This window comes from Paraburkholderia phytofirmans PsJN, assembly GCF_000020125.1.
In the GTDB taxonomy this organism is placed as follows: domain Bacteria; phylum Pseudomonadota; class Gammaproteobacteria; order Burkholderiales; family Burkholderiaceae; genus Paraburkholderia; species Paraburkholderia phytofirmans.
The window spans coordinates 334,326-352,742 of sequence record NC_010676.1 but is presented as its reverse complement, the minus strand read 5'-3'; the positions used below and the strand labels follow the sequence as shown (position 1 = coordinate 352,742).

18 protein-coding genes are annotated in these 18,417 nt (G+C 62.2%); 6 read left to right on the top strand and 12 right to left on the bottom strand.

The window, feature by feature from the left end; translation table 11 throughout:
* Nucleotides 1-100: 100 nt before the first annotated feature.
* The 6 genes from ggt to BPHYT_RS21335 form a co-directional block, all read right to left on the bottom strand.
* The gene (gene ggt, locus BPHYT_RS21360; protein ID WP_012426194.1) at nucleotides 101-1,834 is read right to left on the bottom strand and encodes a gamma-glutamyltransferase; all 1,734 of its coding nucleotides are present in this window, start codon (nucleotides 1,832-1,834) and stop codon (nucleotides 101-103) included.
* Between the two features lie 221 nt (nucleotides 1,835-2,055).
* A complete protein-coding gene (locus BPHYT_RS21355) occupies nucleotides 2,056-3,459 on the bottom strand; it encodes an MFS transporter (protein WP_012426193.1) in 1,404 nt (467 codons plus the stop codon).
* Between the two features lie 225 nt (nucleotides 3,460-3,684).
* Nucleotides 3,685-4,449, bottom strand: coding sequence for a phosphocholine cytidylyltransferase family protein (locus BPHYT_RS21350; RefSeq protein WP_012426192.1), 765 nt, complete (start codon nucleotides 4,447-4,449; stop codon nucleotides 3,685-3,687).
* 27 nt (nucleotides 4,450-4,476) lie between these two features.
* Nucleotides 4,477-5,496: a lysylphosphatidylglycerol synthase domain-containing protein gene (locus BPHYT_RS21345; RefSeq protein WP_012426191.1), complete on the bottom strand. Its 1,020-nt coding sequence runs from the start codon at nucleotides 5,494-5,496 to the stop codon at nucleotides 4,477-4,479.
* Nucleotides 5,493-6,305 (bottom strand): HalD/BesD family halogenase, encoded by an 813-nt coding sequence (locus BPHYT_RS21340; protein ID WP_012426190.1) that lies wholly within the window; start codon nucleotides 6,303-6,305, stop codon nucleotides 5,493-5,495. Before BPHYT_RS21340 ends, BPHYT_RS21345 begins: the two co-directional genes overlap by 4 nt.
* Nucleotides 6,302-7,003 carry a CDP-alcohol phosphatidyltransferase family protein gene (locus BPHYT_RS21335; RefSeq protein WP_012426189.1) on the bottom strand — a complete coding sequence of 234 codons (702 nt, stop codon included), beginning with the start codon at nucleotides 7,001-7,003 and terminating at the stop codon, nucleotides 6,302-6,304. Before BPHYT_RS21335 ends, BPHYT_RS21340 begins: the two co-directional genes overlap by 4 nt.
* 246 nt (nucleotides 7,004-7,249) lie before the next feature.
* Between BPHYT_RS21335 and BPHYT_RS21330 the strand changes: the two genes are divergently transcribed.
* Nucleotides 7,250-7,684, top strand: coding sequence for a hypothetical protein (locus BPHYT_RS21330; RefSeq protein ID WP_012426188.1), 435 nt, complete (start codon nucleotides 7,250-7,252; stop codon nucleotides 7,682-7,684).
* A 264-nt stretch (nucleotides 7,685-7,948) separates the two neighbouring features.
* Here the strand turns inward: BPHYT_RS21330 and BPHYT_RS38305 are convergent, their stop codons facing one another.
* The 3 genes from BPHYT_RS38305 to BPHYT_RS21315 all read right to left on the bottom strand — a co-directional run bounded on the left by BPHYT_RS38305 (nucleotide 7,949) and on the right by BPHYT_RS21315 (nucleotide 11,342).
* Nucleotides 7,949-8,185, bottom strand: a complete 237-nt coding sequence (locus tag BPHYT_RS38305) for a hypothetical protein (protein ID WP_148225136.1) — start codon at nucleotides 8,183-8,185, stop codon at nucleotides 7,949-7,951.
* 451 nt (nucleotides 8,186-8,636) lie between these two features.
* Nucleotides 8,637-10,589: a PhoX family protein gene (locus BPHYT_RS21320; RefSeq protein WP_012426186.1), complete on the bottom strand. Its 1,953-nt coding sequence runs from the start codon at nucleotides 10,587-10,589 to the stop codon at nucleotides 8,637-8,639.
* Nucleotides 10,590-10,805: 216 nt separating this feature from the next.
* Nucleotides 10,806-11,342 (bottom strand): hypothetical protein, encoded by a 537-nt coding sequence (locus BPHYT_RS21315; RefSeq protein WP_012426185.1) that lies wholly within the window; start codon nucleotides 11,340-11,342, stop codon nucleotides 10,806-10,808.
* 628 nt (nucleotides 11,343-11,970) lie between these two features.
* Between BPHYT_RS21315 and BPHYT_RS21310 the strand changes: the two genes are divergently transcribed.
* The 3 genes from BPHYT_RS21310 to BPHYT_RS21300 all read left to right on the top strand — a co-directional run bounded on the left by BPHYT_RS21310 (nucleotide 11,971) and on the right by BPHYT_RS21300 (nucleotide 14,446).
* The gene (locus BPHYT_RS21310) at nucleotides 11,971-13,122 is read left to right on the top strand and encodes a porin (RefSeq protein WP_012426184.1); all 1,152 of its coding nucleotides are present in this window, start codon (nucleotides 11,971-11,973) and stop codon (nucleotides 13,120-13,122) included.
* Nucleotides 13,123-13,320: 198 nt separating this feature from the next.
* Nucleotides 13,321-13,791, top strand: coding sequence for a hypothetical protein (locus tag BPHYT_RS21305; RefSeq protein WP_012426183.1), 471 nt, complete (start codon nucleotides 13,321-13,323; stop codon nucleotides 13,789-13,791).
* Nucleotides 13,792-13,930: 139 nt separating this feature from the next.
* Entirely contained in the window at nucleotides 13,931-14,446 is a 516-nt protein-coding gene (locus tag BPHYT_RS21300) for a metal-dependent hydrolase (protein ID WP_012426182.1), read from the top strand.
* A 45-nt stretch (nucleotides 14,447-14,491) separates the two neighbouring features.
* Here BPHYT_RS21300 and BPHYT_RS21295 read toward each other — a convergent pair whose 3' ends face one another.
* The 3 genes from BPHYT_RS21295 to BPHYT_RS21285 all read right to left on the bottom strand — a co-directional run bounded on the left by BPHYT_RS21295 (nucleotide 14,492) and on the right by BPHYT_RS21285 (nucleotide 16,743).
* Nucleotides 14,492-15,313 (bottom strand): AraC family transcriptional regulator, encoded by an 822-nt coding sequence (locus tag BPHYT_RS21295; RefSeq protein WP_012426181.1) that lies wholly within the window; start codon nucleotides 15,311-15,313, stop codon nucleotides 14,492-14,494.
* Nucleotides 15,314-15,456: 143 nt separating this feature from the next.
* Nucleotides 15,457-16,383, bottom strand: a complete 927-nt coding sequence (gene epsC / locus BPHYT_RS21290) for a serine O-acetyltransferase EpsC (protein ID WP_012426180.1) — start codon at nucleotides 16,381-16,383, stop codon at nucleotides 15,457-15,459.
* A gap of 126 nt (nucleotides 16,384-16,509) precedes the next feature.
* A complete protein-coding gene (locus BPHYT_RS21285) occupies nucleotides 16,510-16,743 on the bottom strand; it encodes a hypothetical protein (RefSeq protein ID WP_012426179.1) in 234 nt (77 codons plus the stop codon).
* Between the two features lie 323 nt (nucleotides 16,744-17,066).
* Between BPHYT_RS21285 and BPHYT_RS21280 the strand changes: the two genes are divergently transcribed.
* Together BPHYT_RS21280 and BPHYT_RS21275 are read left to right on the top strand one after the other, a co-directional pair.
* Nucleotides 17,067-17,519, top strand: coding sequence for a DUF3005 domain-containing protein (locus tag BPHYT_RS21280; protein WP_041759487.1), 453 nt, complete (start codon nucleotides 17,067-17,069; stop codon nucleotides 17,517-17,519).
* Nucleotides 17,520-17,735: 216 nt separating this feature from the next.
* On the top strand, nucleotides 17,736-18,341 hold the full coding sequence (locus tag BPHYT_RS21275) for a short chain dehydrogenase (protein WP_012426177.1): 606 nt from the start codon (nucleotides 17,736-17,738) through the stop codon (nucleotides 18,339-18,341).
* Nucleotides 18,342-18,417: the final 76 nt, after the last annotated feature.

Genomic DNA, 18,417 nt, shown 5'->3' with positions numbered 1-18,417 from the left:
GTATAAAAAAGCCTCGCGTTCGAACGAACGCGAGGCTTTTGATCAGGAGGCAGCACCTCTCATCACGAGATGCGCTACCCGACGGCCAGCCATAAAACGCTTACTGGATCACGCGCGTCACACCGCGGCCGCGCGGATCGGCCGCGGCTTCCGGCGTATTGCCGTCGATCTTGATCGCCTGGATATCGCCGCTGAAATCCTGCCCCTTCAGCGTGTAGCCCTTGGCTTCGATCTGCTTGGCGAGTTCGCCGTCGATCGGCTTGTACGGCTCCCAGAAGATCGTGTTCGGCGGCAACAGTTGATGATGGAAACGCATCGCGGCAACAGCCTGCTGCAGCGGCATGTTGTAGTCGTAGACGTTGTTGATCACCTGGAAGATCGACGTGAAGATGCGTGAGCCACCCGGCGTGCCGATCACAAGCGATACTTTGCCGTCTTTCGTCAGGATCGTCGGGGTCATCGAGGAGAGCGGCCGCTTCTTCGGCTCGATCGCGTTCGCGTCGCTGCCCACCACGCCGAACATATTCGCGACACCCGGCTTCGCGGAGAAGTCGTCCATCTCGTCGTTCAGCACGATGCCCGTGCGATCCGCCACCACGCCCGACCCGAAATAGCCGTTGATGGTGTAAGTATTCGACACAGCGTTACCCCACTTGTCGATCACGGAGAAGTGCGTGGTTTCCGCTTTCTCCGGCATCGACGTGCCGAGGCCGGCCTGGATGCTCTTCGTGTCCGAAGGCGCGTTGGGATTCACTTCGCCGGCGCGCTTGGCGATATACGCGTCGTCGGTCAATTGCGCGACCGGCACTTTATAGAAGTCAGGATCGCCGAGGTATTGCGCGCGGTCGGCGAACACGCGCTTTTCGATTTCCGCGATCAGATGCACGTATTGCGCGGAATTGAGGGCGACGCCCTTGAAGTCGGGCGCAATGTCGGCCTTCATTTTCAGCAACTGCACGAGACCGATACCACCCGAGCTGGGAGGCGGCGCCGTGTAGACGCGATAGCCGTTCCAGTCGGCCTGAATCGGCTCACGCCACACCGCTTTGTACTGTTGCAGATCCGCCTTGGTGATCAGGCCGTGACCGCGCATGGATGCCGCGATCAGATCGGCCGTCTTGCCCTGATAGAAGTCTTTGGCGCCCTGATCCGAAATGCGCTGCAACACGGCGGCCAGATCCGGTTGCTTGAAGTTGACGCCCTGCTTCAGATTGCCGAAGTAGGTATCGAAGTTGGTTTTGCCGGCGAACTCTTTCGCGGCTTCGTCGCGGCGTTCCTGCAACTGTTGGCTGACCTCGAAACCATCGCGCGCGTAATGGATGGCCGGTGCGAGCACCTGCTTCCACTTAAGCTTGCCGAAGCGGCGCTGCGCCTGCCACATGCCGTCCACGGTGCCCGGCACGCCCACTGCACGGTAACCGAACAGGCTCATGCCTTTGATGACCTCGCCTTTGTCGTCGAGATACATGTTTCTGGTTGCGGCCAGCGGAGCGCGCTCGCGGTAGTCGAGGAAGTACGGCTTGCCGTCGACATAGAGCGTCATGAAACCGCCGCCGCCGATGTTGCCCGCCTCCGGATAAGTCACGGCAAGCGTGAAGGCAATTGCTACGGCTGCGTCTACGGCGTTGCCGCCTTCCTTGAAGATCTGCTCGGCGGCGTCGGCGCTGAACTTGTCCGCGACCGCGATCGCGGAGGCAGTGAGGACAGCGGGTTGAGCTTTTGCGGGCGGCTTTGCAATTGCCGGCGTGGCTTCGAGAAAGCCGGTGGAAACAGAAACAAGTGCGACCAGCGCGAATCCGCTGGCCGACGATTTAACGTTGCGGAACAACTTCATTGCCTATCCCCCAAGACGACTTTCATCCGATGATTACAGATGCCTTCGGTTTTATAACATGCGAACCGATCGCTTGCGAAGCCGCTATATATCGTAGGGTCCATGGTGCGGTACACAAGAAGACCGCTCGGTGGCACGCAAGAGCATCTGTCAAAAAACCCAAGACAGAAGCGCTCAGCAAGCCGTATGCCGCGCCGCTCGATGCCACCCTGCGTTGCCGCTTATGCGTTGCCGCGACTGCCGCGCGCGATCTCGTCGCCGGCGCCGTGCGGCAGGCGAGCGGTGATCGGAATCGACATGAACGAGAACAGACCGACCACGAGAAAAGCCGGCCAGAAATCGGAGAACACGATAGCCGAATGACCCTGCACGTTATGCGAAATCTGCAGCACGATACCCGCGATCGTCACACCGAGGCCCAACGAAATCTGCTGGATCACGCTTGCGACGCTCGTCGCGCGACCCACGTCGCGGCTCGGAATATCGGCGTATGCCAAGGTGTTCAACGACGTGAACTGCAGTGACGGAAAGAAGCCGCCGAACAGCACCACACACCAGATCAGCCAATGCGGCGTGCCGGGAAAGAACAGACCGTAGACCGCGATGGCGAGGCCCGCGCAGCCCGCGTTGAACATCAGCACGGTGCGAAAACCGAAGCGCTCCAGAATGCGCGACGCGGCCGCCTTCATGAAGATCGAACCAAACGCGGACGCACAGGTAATCGACCCCGACTTGAAGGCTGTCATGCCGAGGCCTTCCTGCAAGGCAAGCGGCAACAGAAACGGCACGGCCCCGAGACCGATGCGAAACAGCGAGCCGCCCACTACGCTCGCGTGAAAACTCGGGATGCGCAGCAAGCGCAGATCGAGCACAGGCAATTCGACGCGGCTCGCGTACAGCGCATAAAGCGTCAGCAACACTACGCCGATCACGCACATGCCGACCGACACCGTGTTCGACACCAACTCGCCGCCCACCAGCGAAAGCCCGAGCATGAACAGCGACGCCCCGCTCGCGGACAAAAAGAACCCGGTCCAGTCGAGTCGGCCCGGATGCGCTTCGCGCACGTTGGCAATGTGTTTGTTCGCGAGCCAGATGCCCAGCAGGCCAATTGGAATGTTGATGAAAAAGATCAGACGCCAATGCAGATAAGTGGTGATGAAACCACCCAGCGGCGGCCCGACCACCGGCCCTAGTAGAGCCGGCACCGTCAGATAGTTGACCGCGCGAATGAAGTCCGACTTCGGTACCGAACGGAAAATGATGATGCGGCCCACCGGCACCATCATCGCGCCGCCAATGCCTTGCACGAAGCGCGCAACCACGAACGTGCCGAGCGATGTGGAAGCCGCGCACATCAGCGAGCCGGCCATGAAGACGCCGATGGCCGCGCGAAACACCGTGCGCGAGCCGAAGCGGTCGGCAACCCAGCCGCAGATGGGGATGAAGACGCCGAGGCCGATGACATACGCCGTCACTGCAAGCTTGAGGGTGATGGGATCCTGACCGAGATCGCGCGCCAGTACCGGCAGCGAAGTCACGATGACCGTGCCGTCCACGTTTTCCATGAACATCGCACACGCGACGATCAGCGGAACAATGAAAGTGCCTAAAGCGAGAGGCATTGGCATGGCGACGGCTTGCGAGGCCGTCTGCGTAAAGCGTCGATTATGGCATCGCATCGGCAACAGTTGTGGTTGCGCGAGGTCTTTTCGTGCCCGATGGTTGAGCGTGCAACCAGGCAGCGGTCACGGCGATGCGCGAGCCGTAAGCGCAAAAAGGTCGAGCCGGCATTCAGCCGGCTCGACCTTCTCAATACGTCAGCGAACAGGCGGACGGATGAGGATGACTTAGCGCGATGCGCTGACCAGCGGCTGCAACTGCGGCAGAATCTCGGTGCTTGCGCGAGCCACGTCGTTCGGGAAGTCGATCTCGATCCACGGTGCACCGGTCACGTCGGCGGTATCGAACACCTGGCTACGTTCCAGCAGCAGATCGCGCACCGCTTCTTCGTGCGGCAGGTTGGCGCGGCCGCTGTCCACATAGCCGGCCACGATCTGCGCAAAGCGTTGCGCGGTCTCCTGGCGGAAGCGGAAGAACCCGACCGACTCGCCGATGGTGTCGTACTCGAGATTGACCGCGAGCTGCTTGCGCAACTCGACCGGCACGCCGTCTTTCAGACACAGCTTGACGGGTTCGTCGCCGGCTTCGAAATCACGGTCGATCAACAGGCGGTTGACCGTCTCGCCCGCCACCAAAGCAGCCAGAATGCGCTCGTCGTAGAGCACGTCGGCGTCCATCAGCAGCACGTCGCCGCCGCGCGTCAACGCATCGGCCACCGTGTGCACCGTCAGCACGCTGCCCAGGTCGTAACGCGTGTTCAACACCGTTTCCACCTGATGCGGCCAGTTGATGCGCTCCAGTTCCGCCTGCACCGATTCCGGCTGAAAGCCGAGCGCCAGCACGACTTCCGTCACGCCGGCGGTTTCGAGCATTTGCAGATGCCGTTCGAGCAGGCTCATGCCGTCGAATTGCAACAGACACTTCGGGAACTGAGCTTCCGGCGGTTGCTGGAGACGCAGGCCGAGGCCCGCAGCGAGAATGATGGCACGCATGCGCGGTCCTTTAAAAAAATGCGGAGTTTAATCGACAACCGGCACGCGCCCAAGAGCGCGGCGCCGTTGCCAGCTTCGTTCACTGAAGTGCAAAACCAGCAGACCCGGCAAGCCTAGCAGGATTTCGCGGGCGCGCTTGGCGAGCGACAACGCCAGGGCCGCGTCCGGCGGCAAACCGACCAGCGGCGCGAGCAGCAGATAGCCGCCTTCCTGCACACCGAGTGAGCCGGGAATCATGAATGCCGCGCCGCGAATGGCCTGGCCCAGGCTTTCGAGCAACAACGCGTCGACCCAGTCGACGGGATGTCCGAGAAAGCGCAGCGCGAGCCACACTTCCACCGTGCCGACGATCCAGCCCAGCAGGCTCATCGCGAAGCTCGCCGCCACGCGGCCGCGTTCGCGGTACATCGCCTGCACGGCGGCGTCGACGGCTTCGGCGCGCGTCATCAGCGAAGACCAGTCGCGCTTGCCGAAGACCTTGGAGACCACGCCGAGCAGGCGGCCGAACAGACCGCGCCGTTGCGCGTAGTAGAACCCGACGATCATCGCGCCCAGCACACCGGTCGCGATGAGCGTGGCGGTTTGCAGATCGTGCAGCGCGCCGTGCGCGGCGTAAGCGCCGAACAGCAGCAGGCCACCCAGCGCGAAGATGATTTGCGCGAGCGCCTGCGCGGTGGTGCTCACCGTGATCGCCGCGGCCGCATCGCGCATGCGCATGCCGCGCTGGGACAGCTGCCGCACCATGACCACCGGTCCACCGATCTGGCCGGCCGGCAACAGGCTATTCACCGACTCGCCGATCCAGCGCGCGAACAGCGCGTCGCGCCACGTCAGATCGTGGTGGATGCCGTCACGCCGAGGATGGAACAACACCGAGATCGCGCCGGCATCGAGAAGCACGGGCACGAGGTGAAACGCCGCGACGAGCGCCAGTCCCCAGCCTGCCGTGAGCAGCGTCGAGGCGACCGAGCCGAAACCCTGCCACGCGAGCAGGCCAACAAACAGCGCCGTCCCGATCGACAGCAAAATCAGGGCCGCGCGGCTCATGCGCGGTCCTTCCCGCGGCGGGTCATCTGGCGAAAAACCTGGCGGAAGCCGAAGTACGCAATCGCGTCCTTCATGTTCGAGATGAAGCGACGCCACGGCCGCATGTTCGGGTCAGTGACGTATTCGAAAGTGAGCGACACGCGCATTTCGTTCGCGCCGGCGGGCGTGATGCGATGGCGCAGCTTGTCGCCGTCGAAAAACACCAGACCGCCCGGCGGAATCTGCACCGAGCCCGGTTGATCCGCGACATCCGGATTACGCGTATGGAGCTCGTAGTCGAGGCGGCACGACGATTCGTCGATCACGCCGAGCAGCAGGGTATAACGGCGGCCGTCATAGTACGAAGTATCGTAGTGCCAGCCGATGTGGTCGCCCGGCCGCGTGTAGTAGTAGAGCGCGTACGCATGCGGATCGTCGGCGGGCGAAAGCTGCAGTTTGTCGCCGCTCAGTTGCTCCAGCCAGCCGATCAATTCCTTCGAGCGGTACAGCTCGGCGATGAATGGCGCCAGGCGATCGATCGTATGACGGCTCACACTGCCGCCCTGCTTGTGGCCCGGCAGATAGTTGCGGTTCACCTCGTCGAGCAGCGAACGCGCGCTGTGAACGAGCTGCGCAGTGACTTCGGGCGCGAGAAAGTCTTCCAGATAAAGAAACGCGCCCTGCTCCGCGAAGTCCTTGCGCAGACGCAGGTTGTCGAACCCGCGCGTGCGGCTTGCGACCGCGCGGTCGGCATTCGGTGCGGGCGATGCAGCCGGCGAGTGCTCTACTGCATCGCGCGCGATCAAGTCGTTTTCGGCCTGCGTACTCATTCGCTGGCCCACATCTGACGGGTTTCGGCCGTGCCGGCGGCAACCGGCGGCGCGCTGGCGGCACGACGCGCAACGCGCCAGTAGTCGACCACCACCCAGACAGCGAAGAGCGGCGCGCCGATCGACGCGACCACCACGAAGGGCAGAACGACGCTTGTCAGCGTGACGATCGGTAGCAGGTACAAGACGTCTTCCGTTTCGAAACCGCCGACTGATGCCTGCCTCGTGCCCGCCTTGCCGGCCATTTCCTCGATGCGCATGCGCAGGAAGAAAATCAGCGCGATCGCCACGCCGGCCACGGCGCCAAGCACACCTGGCGCGATCTTCAAGCCGGCGATGTGCGTGGCGCCAGCTCCCACGCCCATGCCGACGAACAACATGACGGTCACGAGGGCGTCGCAAGCGAGGTCGTAAAAATGACCGATCCGACTCGACTTTCCGCCGATGCGCGCGAGTTCACCGTCCGTATGGTCGACGAAGTTCGACAGCACGATCAGGAGGGCGCCGGCGTTAGCCCAGGCGAATTCGCCGTGAGCCAGGCACAGCGCGCCTGCCAGCCCGATCAGGAGGCGCAGCGTGGTCAGGTGGTTCGGGGTGACCCACGTGTTCACGAGCGGAGTCACGAGCCGGCGGGCGAGCCGCGCGTCCCATGTTCTGGGCGGCGGAACGTTAATTGGAGTCTGGGGTCGCGAATTCATAACCCGGAAATATATACGGGATCGCAAAAGATTGCTTTCTTCCCGCGCGTTTCTTTGTTTCTTTGGGCGCTGCTGGTTCCCGATCTATGCCGACCGCGAAGCAAGATTGGCCGAATCGCGATAAAGTACAAAGCAGTTGCGCCTGTCAAGGGCATGACTTCGATGCGCAACGTCTTTTCAAGTCTCGAGTTCACGCCACCGCCCGTTGCGAACAAACTACATCGATTCCGGTGGCCGTCCACGCTTATGAAACGCTTTCTTTCGTCTGTACTCCTTGCTCTGGCAGCCGCCGCGTTGCCGCTTGCCAGTTACGCCACCGCGCTCGACGTGCCGCTCGCCTGCAATGAAAGCGGCCATCAGTTCATTGCCGACCTCGCGGACCAACAGCTGATCGACCCGAAGCCCACGCGTGTGGAAAGCAACTCGATCAACGCCTTCTCGCCGACCTCCGGCGCGAATCTGACGGCATACGGCTTTCGGGTGTTCGCGGTGGTCGGCTACGAAAAAGACGACCCCATGTTCCGTGTCGGCGACGGCGAGCCGGTCGCGCGTTCGGCCTACGGCGTCGTGGTGTTCGGTAGCGAGGCCAAAGTGCGGAACGCGATTGCCGGCACCGGCAGCACGGCGATCGTGCACCGCGTGGCGCCGCTGATTACGGCGATTTTTTGCAAGCGGAGTTGAGACGGCACGACCCGACCGCAGGGCTCGTTGGAATGGCCAATGGGCAGATAGGAAGACGACGTCTTACGCGTTATAATTGTTGCAGATGGATTTTCCGGGGCCCGAAAGGGCGTCTATCTGCCTCCTCGTCAAACAGGATCCAGCCGTGCTGGTTACGTCGGCTCACGCCGATCAAGCGCACCCGCGAAGTTATGAGGCCCCCTTGTGGGGCCTCACCTATTTTTGAGGCTGGAATCGGCGAGTTATACGCGGATGCCGCATCGGCTAACGGCGGTTGAGACTCGGATCGCGAATCGACTTGCCCCTCAGTATCTTTGCCGCCATCACACGAAACCGCACGATGCTGCGCCGGTTGCGCGGAGTCCCCGCCTTGCCCCTGGTCACGTCGCGCACATAGGCGCTTTCGATCACGAGCCGCAATGCGCTCGCCCCCATGCGGCGAAGACGAAAAAACACCTCGTACTCAACTGGCTGGCCGCGATCCGTGATGTCCTCGATCACGAGCCAGTTCGAATGACCCGTGAAATAACAACGCCGTTCGCCGAGCTGAGCGACGATCGCTGGCAGTCGAAGGGACCAGCGGTACCGTTCGGCGCAGAATGCGCGAGCCACCTGCCGACGGTCAAAGATCCTGCGGCCACTACCAGGCGCTTCGAAATCCAACGGGCTTTGGGCGCCCGGCCCGACCGACACACAATGCGACGTATATTCGACATGCACGGTCGCCGTTGTCGCAGCAAACTTACCCGAAGCGGGAATGGCGAGAGTAAAGAAGCTGGCGACGAGATGCGAAAGGCCATATCGCACGCTTGCCACGTCGATATAACCTTGTCGCAAAATCGAAATCCACTGCATACGCCAGCCAAGGGGGAAACCGCAAATTATCGCGAGATTCCCCCTCGCTGACTCCTCAGCCGGACGGCCTAAGACAGGCGAGTTCGCCTCGTTCGCCTTACAACCTGATCCCCGCCGGATCCGCCGTCAGATACCCCACCGTTGCCCCGAAGCGGTCCTTGTAGTTCGCTCGCACGAGCGGATCGAGCGTCGATTTGACCTTGTCGTGCAACGGACTTTCCCAATCGCCGACGTGCTGGAAGTTGCTCATCACGTAAGTCCAGCCGTTGATTTCATCGACGGCGTGCAGGCCCGTCGATTCGGCGCCGGCCGGGCACGAAAGCACGCGCGCGAGCGTCTTCGTGTCGACGTTGTACGCCCACAGGAAGTTGTTCACGTGCATGCCGCTGTCCTCGCCGATAAAGAGCGTGCGCAGCTTCTCCGAGAACTTGAGGTTGTCCGGGTTGGCAATGCGCTCGGGATTCGCTGTGTTGCCGAGCGCGTCGGCCGTCGACAGATCTTCGCCGACCAGCGCCGCGGGCGCGGCCATGTCCACCGGCACCCATTCGCTGTCGATCGCAGCGCCGCTGCGGTCGCGCTGGCCGCCCTTCATGTTCAGCGCGTACACCGCGCCGGCGCTGATCGTCTTGTCGACGGCCACGTCGGTGGATGCAGCGTTGCCGCGCACCATCGACTTCTCGATACGCGACATCGCCGAATATAGCACCTTGTCCTTGATATTGACCGTCGTGCCTTCGAGTTTCGTGAAGCCCATGCTGCCGCCGGCCAGCGCCGCATAGCGATGCGTCTCGAGGAAGGTTGCCGCCTGCGTCATGCCGGGCTTGACGCGCACCCAGTTGAACGTGCCGTTGTAGTTGATCTTCGTGTAGGCCGGATCGAGCGGGTCCTTGGTCGCGACGTCCATGATGTCGCTTGCGCGCAGCTGGTTGGCGAGCGCCTCGATTTCGTCGCTGCTCGCGTGGCCCAGCTTGATCCACGACAGCGTCGCCGCGCCCGCGCCGCTCGCCGACACCTGCGTCCACTTCGCGACGTACAGCGTGCCCGCCGACAGATCGGCTTCGCGATCCGCGATGAACATGAACAGGCCGCCGTTGGTCGCGTCGTCACCCATCAGGACGGTGCGCTTGTCCGGCATCACCTGAATCAGTTCGTGCGAGATGCGGCCGAGGCAGTAGTGCTTTTTGATCGTGCCGGTGCCGTCCGGATTCACGGTGACTTCCGGCAGATGCCCGTAGTGATACGGGTTCGCGGTGGTTTCATCGCCGTACAAACTGCGGCTGAAGCCCTTGAACTGGCTGTTGCTGGCGATCGTCGTTGCATCCGGCTCGTACTCTTCACTCGACAGATGCGTGTTCCACGGCGACAGGCTCGCGCCGCAGGTGATCCACAAACCATGAGCCTTCGACGTATCCACGTTCGAGTAGCCCGCCAGCGTGAGCTTGCCGGTGGCCGGGTCCTGGTCGAGCGTGAGGACGGCGATCGGCGACGGCAATTGGCCGTACATCGAGACCAGACTCTGATCGCGCGTGGTGTATTCGAACTGCACGACGGCGAACACCGCGTTGCCTTTGAGGCCCTTCACGGTGGGATTGTCGAGGCGGATCAGCGAACTGCCGTCCGGGCAATCCGAGTAGAACTGGCGCTCCTTGCCCGCCACCGATTTATCGACGATCGGCTGATTGTTGATGTCGAAGTAGCCGCCGGCAAGAATCGTCCCGCCCTTCACGTTCGGCACGCTGTCGCCGGTGACGAAGAACGGCTGATACGCCAGCTTGAACGCGCGGCTGCTGCCGTCGCTCAGTTGCACCGTCAAGGTCGAGCCGACCGTGGTCTTCGCCATGGCCGCCGGGTCGGCCAGCGTCGGCGCGGCCATGCTGGCGAACGCCGCGGAGACAAAGTTGGCGACCGGTTTGACGGGCGTCGCCAGCTCGTCGCTGCCTCCGCAAGCGGTCAGCATGGAGGCCGTGGCGAGTCCGCCGAGTGGCAGCATCGGCGCGCCCACGAGAAGTTTCAGGGCCTTGCGGCGGGAAAGGTCGAGCGGCTCTGCCATGTTGTCGTGATCCAGTGTTTGGGTAGCGTGGGTGAATGCACAGCCGGCACGCACTCAGACCCAAACCACATGGTTCACGCTCGCGCCGCTATGACGCGAGGATTCTATGAAGTGAATATGAAAGTATATTGACAGGACTTAGTAATTTAAGCCCAGCCTTTGAGAGACAACGCCGGCCAGTCCCGGAGCCTGTCGCGGGCCGCAGCCGCGCGGCCTCTAACCCGGACGACGAAACTCGTTCTCGACCCACGCCGCCGCACTTGCCTTGCTGAGCTTGAAGTTAGGCGCGACCTGCACTTGCGCGAGCTGCTCGCCGAATGTATCGAGCGCGGTCAGCAATGCATAGGGCTCATCTTCGTCGGGAACGATGTCGAGCGTGATGTCGAGTTCGTCGTTGCCGTCCGCGCTCGCCACCCGCACTTCCTTATGCAGTTGCGCGCGCAGTTGCTGCTCATGGCGCCGCAGCACTTCCGACGCCGTCTTCACCAGCGTGTTGAACGCCGACGTGTCCAGCGGCTTCGGATCCTTCTTGTTGCGGCCCATTGTCCACGGACCGACGAGCGCGGGTTCCGCTTCGCCGTCCTTGATCATGGCGACGGCCCAGCCTTCGTCGTCTTCATTCTTGATGACGCGCGCGGTCCAGCCGTCGTCGCGCCACAGACGCGCTTCATGCACGGTTTCGCCCAATTCGGACGCGCCTTCCGTCGTGAGATCTTCAGCGGTGTCGGACGATGGAAGGGGTAGATCGGTCATTGCAGGTTCACTCACGTTCGCAGGGGCGGAAACACATCTCAAGCGCGCAATTCTACCCGCCCCGCACACAGCGGATGCGGCCCTCTGACGAACGGACAAGCCGCGGCAAGCGCATCGACAATCGAAATAACCTAGTTCCTCCTTTGCGGTGACTTATAAACCGGTTATTAAAAATTGCATAAAAAAACGCGGCCCGAAGGCCGCGCATAAAGACGAAAAAGACACCCTTGTTCAGGGGGCAAGGCGAATTGCAAAACCGTAATTCATTGAGATAGACCCAATGATTGAAAGAGTGCATTGCGTGAAACAGAATAAACGGGTGAGATATCTCGAAATAACGCCATCCCTTACTGATCATGGCTTGCGGCGAGTCGTCGCGGTCAAGCAACATCGCCAGGTTGAGATGGCCTCCACGAATCCATAGAGGCATGGGTTTTTTCTTTTGTTTATCCGCACTTAGACAATTCACAATTCGTCATTACGGATCTTAAAATTGATTGTTGTGACATCTGCGATTAAATACACGAATAGCAGGAAATACACTGCGCAGCGGATCGTCAGCCCGCCAGCACAATTGGCGGTGATCACTAAAGCACGATTCCCATGCACGTTTCGGAGTTATCTAACCATGAAAAAAACCCTCATCGCAGCAGGTCTCCTCAGCGCGGTTGCCATCAGCGCCCATGCACAGAGCAGCGTGACCTTGTACGGCACGCTGGACGCAGGCCTCGTCTACTCGAACAACCAGGGCGGCCATAGCAACTGGCAGCAAGGCAGCGGCTCGGTGTCGAACACCTACTTCGGGCTGCGCGGCAGTGAAGACTTCGGCGGCGGCCTGCATGCGATCTTCACGTTGGAGAACGGCTTCAACCTGAATAACGGGCAGAACACGGAAAGCAACACGATGTTCAACCGTCAGGCCTTCGTCGGTCTGCAGAGCGATCAGTACGGTGCGCTGACGCTTGGCCGTCAATACGACTCCGTGGTCGACTACCTGGCGCCGCTGTCCGAAGCAGGCGCGGGCTACGGCAACAACTTGGCGGCTCACCCGCTCGATAACGACAACCTCGACAACTCGTTCTCGATCAAGAACGCCGTCAAGTACACGAGCGCGAATTACGCGGGTCTGAAGTTCGGCGGCCTGTATGGCTTCAGCAACTCGGCCGGCGATTTCTCCAACAACCGCGCGTGGAGCGTCGGCGCTTCGTACGACAACGGTCCGTTGAGCGTTGCCGCCGCTTACCTGCAACTGAACCAGTCGGGCAGTTCTAACCTGAGCGGCGCGGTGTCGCAAGGCGACGGCACCGCGGCGGTCGCGGCCAATCTGCAACGCACGTACGGCGCGGGCATCAATTACACGTACGGCCCGGCAACGGTCGGCTTCGTCTATACGCATACGCAGCTCGACGGCATCACCGGCGTGGACGTCGGCGGCACGACGCTGCCTGGCGTCGCCGGCACAAACCTGCACCTGGACAACTACGAAGTGAACGGCCGCTATGCGCTGACGCCGGACCTCAGCCTCGCGGCGTCGTACACGTTCACCGACGGCAAGATGTCCGGCTCGAACGGCTCGGGCGATCCGAAATGGCACACGGTATCGCTGCAAGGCGACTACTCGCTCAGCAAGCGCACCGATGTGTACGTGGAAGGTGTGTATCAGCATGCCTCGGGCGAACTCGGCAACTTCGGTTCGAATGTCGCGGCGATCAACACGCTCGCGCCATCGTCGACCGGCAATCAGGTGGCGGCGGCAGTCGGCTTGCGTCACCGCTTCTAAGTATTTTCAGTTGATACGTGCGAAGCGAATGGTTCGATTCGCTTCGCGGACAACCCGCGCGTGACACGATCACATCGCGGGTTCTCGTGGCCTTTACGTTTGGACACAATGCCGACGGCCGCGGATAGTGACGACGCGTGCACCCGGTGGGTATACTGAGCCCGGCTGCCTTCCTTGCCGCAACGCTGCAACGTTGCGATGTCGTTGCGGTTGAACGGCGGCTTCGTCGCGAAGCATGACGTCGCGCTCTATCGCGTTGCGCTTCGCCCGCGCCCCACGTTCCCGCGTACGACCGGGGACGCCGACGACCGGACCATGAAAAGACTTCTCCTGCTTGCTCCCGCTGCCGCCGCGCTCGCCGCCCTCGCCGGCTGCGGCTCTTCCAGCGGCCCCGCCCGCGACGCGTCCCTGCCGATGATATACGTGTCCTCGCAACACGCCCCCGCCTATATCGCCGATTGCCTCGAAAGCCGTTTGTCACGTGTGCGTACGTCGCACGTCGGCAGCGCGACGGAGATCGCCGTCGGCTCCGATTCGAACAACTCGTATTTCGTGACGCTGACGCCGTCGAACGCCGGCTCCGTCATCAAGGTCATGCATCCCGCCAACGCGCCGGACGATCCGCCGGAACCGGAAATGCGCTTCGATATTGCACGCTGCGCGACCTGAGCTCCGGCCACACGCTTGCGATCCGAAGGCCACGCCGGCGCGCGAATTTTTTAACTCGCGTGCCGGCTATTTTTTTATCCCCGCATCTGCGAACATAGCCGCCCCTTGTTCCTGAAGCGGCGCTCTGCCGCGAGTTTCGATGGCATCCAGCAAAGCACATCACGCTACCGGTTTTGCGGCCGGCGTCATCGCGGCGGCGATCGTCGCGCGCATCGGCGGCGGCGGTTCGTTTCACGTCGGCGTGTTGTTGAGTTTCATCGCTGGGGTGATCGGGAGCACGGCGCCGGACTGGCTGGAAGTCGCGTGGTGGTCGCGCGCGCGGCGTCTGTGGATCACGCATCGCACGCTGACGCATTGGGGTGTGGGATGGCTCGCGTTGCTCGCGGTGTCGTACCACTGGCTCGGGCATTCGGCCTATGCCGCGCCGGCTTTCGGATTCGCCTGCGGCGGCCTGATGCATCTGTTCGCCGATTGGCCGAATCCATTAGGCGTGCCATGGATCGCCGGCCGGCACTCGCTGAACCTCTGGAATAGCGGGCACTGCGACCTGATCGTGGTGGCGGCTTCGTGGGCGGCGGCATGGTTTATCGGGCAGCATGTCTGGTTGCACGGCGTGCATGGCGCGGCCTTGCTCCAGCATTTGCGGATCGGCTGAGGCTGAGGCTGAGACTGAGACTGAGACTGAGACTGAGACTGAAGCTCAGCGCAGCGCGGCTGCGTAGTTCGCGGGCGTCACGCCAAGCAGGCGCACGAACGCGCGCGTCATGTGACTCTGATCGGCAAAGCCCGCTGCGGCAGCCGCATCGGCAAGCGTCGCGCCCCGCGCGATCCATTGTCTCGCGAGCACCACGCGACGCTGCATTCTGTATGCATGCGGCGGCAGTCCCATTTCATGCGCGAAGCCGCGCAACAACTGGAAACGACTCATGCCGGAGTCGGCGGCGAGATCGGCCAGCGTGAGCGGAGAAGAAGGGTCGTCGTCGATGCGTGCCTTCGCTCGCGCAATGGGACCCAATGCATCGGCCGACCATGAGCGTGTTGGCCGCGTCGCATGAACGCGCACGACGTGCCCGAATAGTTCGAGCAACGCCTCCTCACGCGCCAGATCGTCGGACATGATGGGTGCTTCCACCGCGACGGCGAACAGCCGCTCGAACAAACGCTTCAGCAATGGATCGTGCGCAACCGGCTGCGTGAGTTCGATCTCGCGCGCCGCCGCGCCGGTCAGCTCACTCGCGGCGGTGACGAGCATCGACGGTTCGAAATACAGCATGCGCCACGCGCGCCCGCGCTCGTCGAGCGGACTGCCGTCGTGGACTTCACCGGGATTGACCATGATCGCGTCGTTGGCCCGCGCTTCGACGAGCCCACGTCCGCTTGCCGACCGATGCCCGCCGCTGACGATCACGCCGACGCCGAAGCGGTCGTGCGAATGGCGCGGAAACGCATGCGCCGTTTCAGCCACCGTCGCTTCGACGCCGCCAATCGCGCAGCGGGGCATGTGGACGCGACCGCGCGACATGCTCATCGCCTAGCAGCTAAAGGGACGTACGCGCACTGATACACGCGACGGTTCGCAAGCCGGGCCGTGCATCACTGCTGCCGGTTGTCGGTACGCTCGCCTTCGCATGAAGACACACGAGCGCGCGCGTACGAAGCCGCGTATCACTGCCGCCCCTCGTCGGAGCGCTCGCCTTCGCGAATCTTGCCTTGCGACACGCTGCTGCCCGGCGGCACGCTGTGCGTGAGCCACACATTGCCGCCGATCACCGAGCCGCGCCCGATCGTCACGCGCCCGAGAATCGTCGCGCCGGCATAGATCACGACATCGTCCTCGACGATCGGATGACGCGCATTGCCCTTGACCAACGTGCCGTCCAGATCCGCGGCGAAACTCTTCGCGCCGAGCGTCACGGCCTGATACACGCGTACGCGTTCGCCAATGATCGCCGTCTCGCCGATCACGACACCCGTGCCGTGGTCGATAAAGAAGCTCGGCCCGATCGTCGCGCCCGGGTGAATGTCGATGCCGGTTGCCGAGTGGGCGATCTCGTTGATGAAACGCGCCAGCAACGGCACACCCAGGCGATGCAGCGCATGCGCGAGACGATGATGCGTCATCGCCCACACGCCCGGATAGCAAAGCAGAATTTCGGTGATGTGCTGCGCGGCCGGATCGCCGGTGAACGCCGCCTGAATGTCGCTGACCAGCAACGCGCGAATGCCCGGCAACTGCGTGCCGAATTCACGCGCGATGTCGAATGCGCGCGCCTGCAGATCGACGTCCGGTGTTTCGCCGAACTCGGGCAAAAAGCGCAGGGCGCGGCGAATCTGTTCCGCCAGCAGCCGCAGCGTGCTTTCAAGCGTATGGCCGACGTAATAGTCGACGGTCTCGTCAGTCAGATCGGGCGCGCCGTAATGCGTGGGAAACAGCGCCGCGCGCAGTCCGGCGACAATGTTGACTACCGCTTCGCGCGACGGCAGCTCGCGAATGCCGAGCGGATGCCGCGTGCGATGCAATTGTTCACGCGACGCGCGCAAGTCGGCGACGATCTGTTCGAGGCCCCAGTTCTGGGTAGGCACATTAGGCATAAAAGGACAGCGCCGCGCGGAAGCACGGTTCGAAGTGATTATGCCGAGAGATTACCGCGTTTTGCCGCGGCTCGCGCAGCCCCGCTCGACGGCGGAGCACGCGGTACGACATGGCGCCGGAGGCGCTCAGATGGTCACGCTGCTCGCATCGATCCAGCGCACCGCCCAGTCGCGCGCATGCGCAATGGCGGCCGCTTCCTCACGAAAGCGCAAGTCGGTGGGAAAAAAACGGTTAGCGACCAGTTCGCCGTCGCTCGAGCGGGAGATGACCACGTAAGGTTGCCAAGTGCCATCCACCGCGCGCGCGGGGGCGCAATTTAACAAATAGCCGCGATGTGTGAATGCAGCATCGAAGTGCATGTGTCACCCGCCCTGACGGCCCCGTAAAATGTTTTGAGTGGCGCGCAGACGGTGCTACCGGCCATCAAGAAATAGCCGGACCGAATGTCTTCCAATTTAACCGCGCTTCGCTCGTCGGAGTAAGATCATACTCTGTAGAAAATACGCGTCCATTAAAAAAATCGAAAAGAATCGCGGACGCAATCGCCAGCCGAATACCTCACTCGCAACTGCGCATGCGACTGCGGACAAAGCGCAGCAAGAACAGGTGAATCAGGGTTTGTGCGAGGCGGAACGGGTTTTGCTGCATGTCACACCATGTCCTCTTCAAAGGAGAATGCATGATGAACAGCGATATCAAGAAGCCAGCAGACGCAACGCAACCGGCTGCCACCAGCCGCGCGAACACCGCGGAATTGCACAACGACCGCACCCACGACAGCACCGTCGACACCGACGGCAAAAACCTCGAAGCCGCGCGCATAGCGGGCCACAGCCCCATCTCGCCCGACGAGATCACCACCAGCAATGCAACCCTCACGAACAGCGTGCCCGAGTCGCTCGACGGCATGGCCGGCTTCGACAGCCGGGTTGGCGGCAATCATCTGCTGCTCGCGCTCGAACCGGGCTACACCGTGATCGACAAAGGCATGGTCGCGCCGCAAGGTGCGTATTCGGCGGACCATCAGTACGACGATCCACGGCCGGTCGGCAGCCGTCAGGACCGCGGCCGCATTCATTACGCCCTTAATCATTTGCGCCCTACCAGGCTGATCGAATTACATCGGGTGAAATAAACATTCGCGCAAAGTTCGCATTTGATTGCGCGTTTGAATTCTCGCGCGAGCCCTAATTAATCCGTGTATTGCGAAGCGCGCACCGTTTGATTCGCGGTGCGCGCTTTTACTTCGATTAGAAACTCAGGGTTGCAGGACCTGCACGCCGGCGAGGCTATTTCCTTGCGGCAACCATCGGCAGAATCGACTGCACGTCAACCCTCAACGGAGCAGTAGATGAAAAAGATCGTCGTGATCGGCGCCACCGGCACGCTGGGCCAAGCGGTGAGCGCGGAACTGAAGGCGCGCCATGAAGTGATCGAGGTGGGCGCGACGCGCGGGCAATACCACGTCGACAGCACCGACCCGGCGAGCGTCGAGCGGCTCTTTCGCGAGATCGGCAAAGTGGATGGCGTTGTGACCGCGACCGGCAGGGTGTATTTCGGTCCGTTGCCCGAGATGAGCATCGAACAGTTCTGGGTTGGCCTGCGCGACAAGCTGATGGGCCAGATCAACGTGGTGCTCACGGGTCAGCAATATGTGAACGACGGCGGCTCGTTCACGTTGACGAGCGGCATCCTCGCTGAGGAACCGATTCTGCAGGGCGCGAGCGCGACCACCGTCAATCTGGCACTCGAAGGTTTCGTGCGCGGCGCGGCGATCGAAATGCCGCGCGGCATTCGCATCAACCTGGTGAGCCCGACCGTGCTCACCGAAGCGATGGACGCTTATGCGCCCTACTTCCGCGGCTTCGAGCCGGTGACGGCGCAGCGCGCGGCGATGGCTTATCTGCGCAGCGTGGAAGGCGCGCAAACTGGCCGCGTGTATCGCGTCGGCTATTGAAGTGAAGGATTCACGCGATGCGGTTATCGAGCCGCATCGCGCCCTGTTCCCATGTTGCCGGAGCGCTGCAGTGGCC

Coding starts and splice junctions, on each gene's coding strand:
- ggt (WP_012426194.1), bottom strand. CDS start 1,834: ATGAAGTTGTTCCGCAACGTTAAATCGTCGGCCAGCGGATTCGCGCTG.
- BPHYT_RS21355 (WP_012426193.1), bottom strand. CDS start 3,459: ATGCCTCTCGCTTTAGGCACTTTCATTGTTCCGCTGATCGTCGCGTGT.
- BPHYT_RS21350 (WP_012426192.1), bottom strand. CDS start 4,449: ATGCGTGCCATCATTCTCGCTGCGGGCCTCGGCCTGCGTCTCCAGCAA.
- BPHYT_RS21345 (WP_012426191.1), bottom strand. CDS start 5,496: ATGAGCCGCGCGGCCCTGATTTTGCTGTCGATCGGGACGGCGCTGTTT.
- BPHYT_RS21340 (WP_012426190.1), bottom strand. CDS start 6,305: ATGAGTACGCAGGCCGAAAACGACTTGATCGCGCGCGATGCAGTAGAG.
- BPHYT_RS21335 (WP_012426189.1), bottom strand. CDS start 7,003: ATGAATTCGCGACCCCAGACTCCAATTAACGTTCCGCCGCCCAGAACA.
- BPHYT_RS21330 (WP_012426188.1), top strand. CDS start 7,250: ATGAAACGCTTTCTTTCGTCTGTACTCCTTGCTCTGGCAGCCGCCGCG.
- BPHYT_RS21320 (WP_012426186.1), bottom strand. CDS start 10,589: ATGGCAGAGCCGCTCGACCTTTCCCGCCGCAAGGCCCTGAAACTTCTC.
- BPHYT_RS21315 (WP_012426185.1), bottom strand. CDS start 11,342: ATGACCGATCTACCCCTTCCATCGTCCGACACCGCTGAAGATCTCACG.
- BPHYT_RS21310 (WP_012426184.1), top strand. CDS start 11,971: ATGAAAAAAACCCTCATCGCAGCAGGTCTCCTCAGCGCGGTTGCCATC.
- BPHYT_RS21305 (WP_012426183.1), top strand. CDS start 13,321: ATGTCGTTGCGGTTGAACGGCGGCTTCGTCGCGAAGCATGACGTCGCG.
- BPHYT_RS21300 (WP_012426182.1), top strand. CDS start 13,931: ATGGCATCCAGCAAAGCACATCACGCTACCGGTTTTGCGGCCGGCGTC.
- BPHYT_RS21295 (WP_012426181.1), bottom strand. CDS start 15,313: ATGTCGCGCGGTCGCGTCCACATGCCCCGCTGCGCGATTGGCGGCGTC.
- epsC (WP_012426180.1), bottom strand. CDS start 16,383: ATGCCTAATGTGCCTACCCAGAACTGGGGCCTCGAACAGATCGTCGCC.
- BPHYT_RS21285 (WP_012426179.1), bottom strand. CDS start 16,743: ATGCACTTCGATGCTGCATTCACACATCGCGGCTATTTGTTAAATTGC.
- BPHYT_RS21280 (WP_041759487.1), top strand. CDS start 17,067: ATGAACAGCGATATCAAGAAGCCAGCAGACGCAACGCAACCGGCTGCC.
- BPHYT_RS21275 (WP_012426177.1), top strand. CDS start 17,736: ATGAAAAAGATCGTCGTGATCGGCGCCACCGGCACGCTGGGCCAAGCG.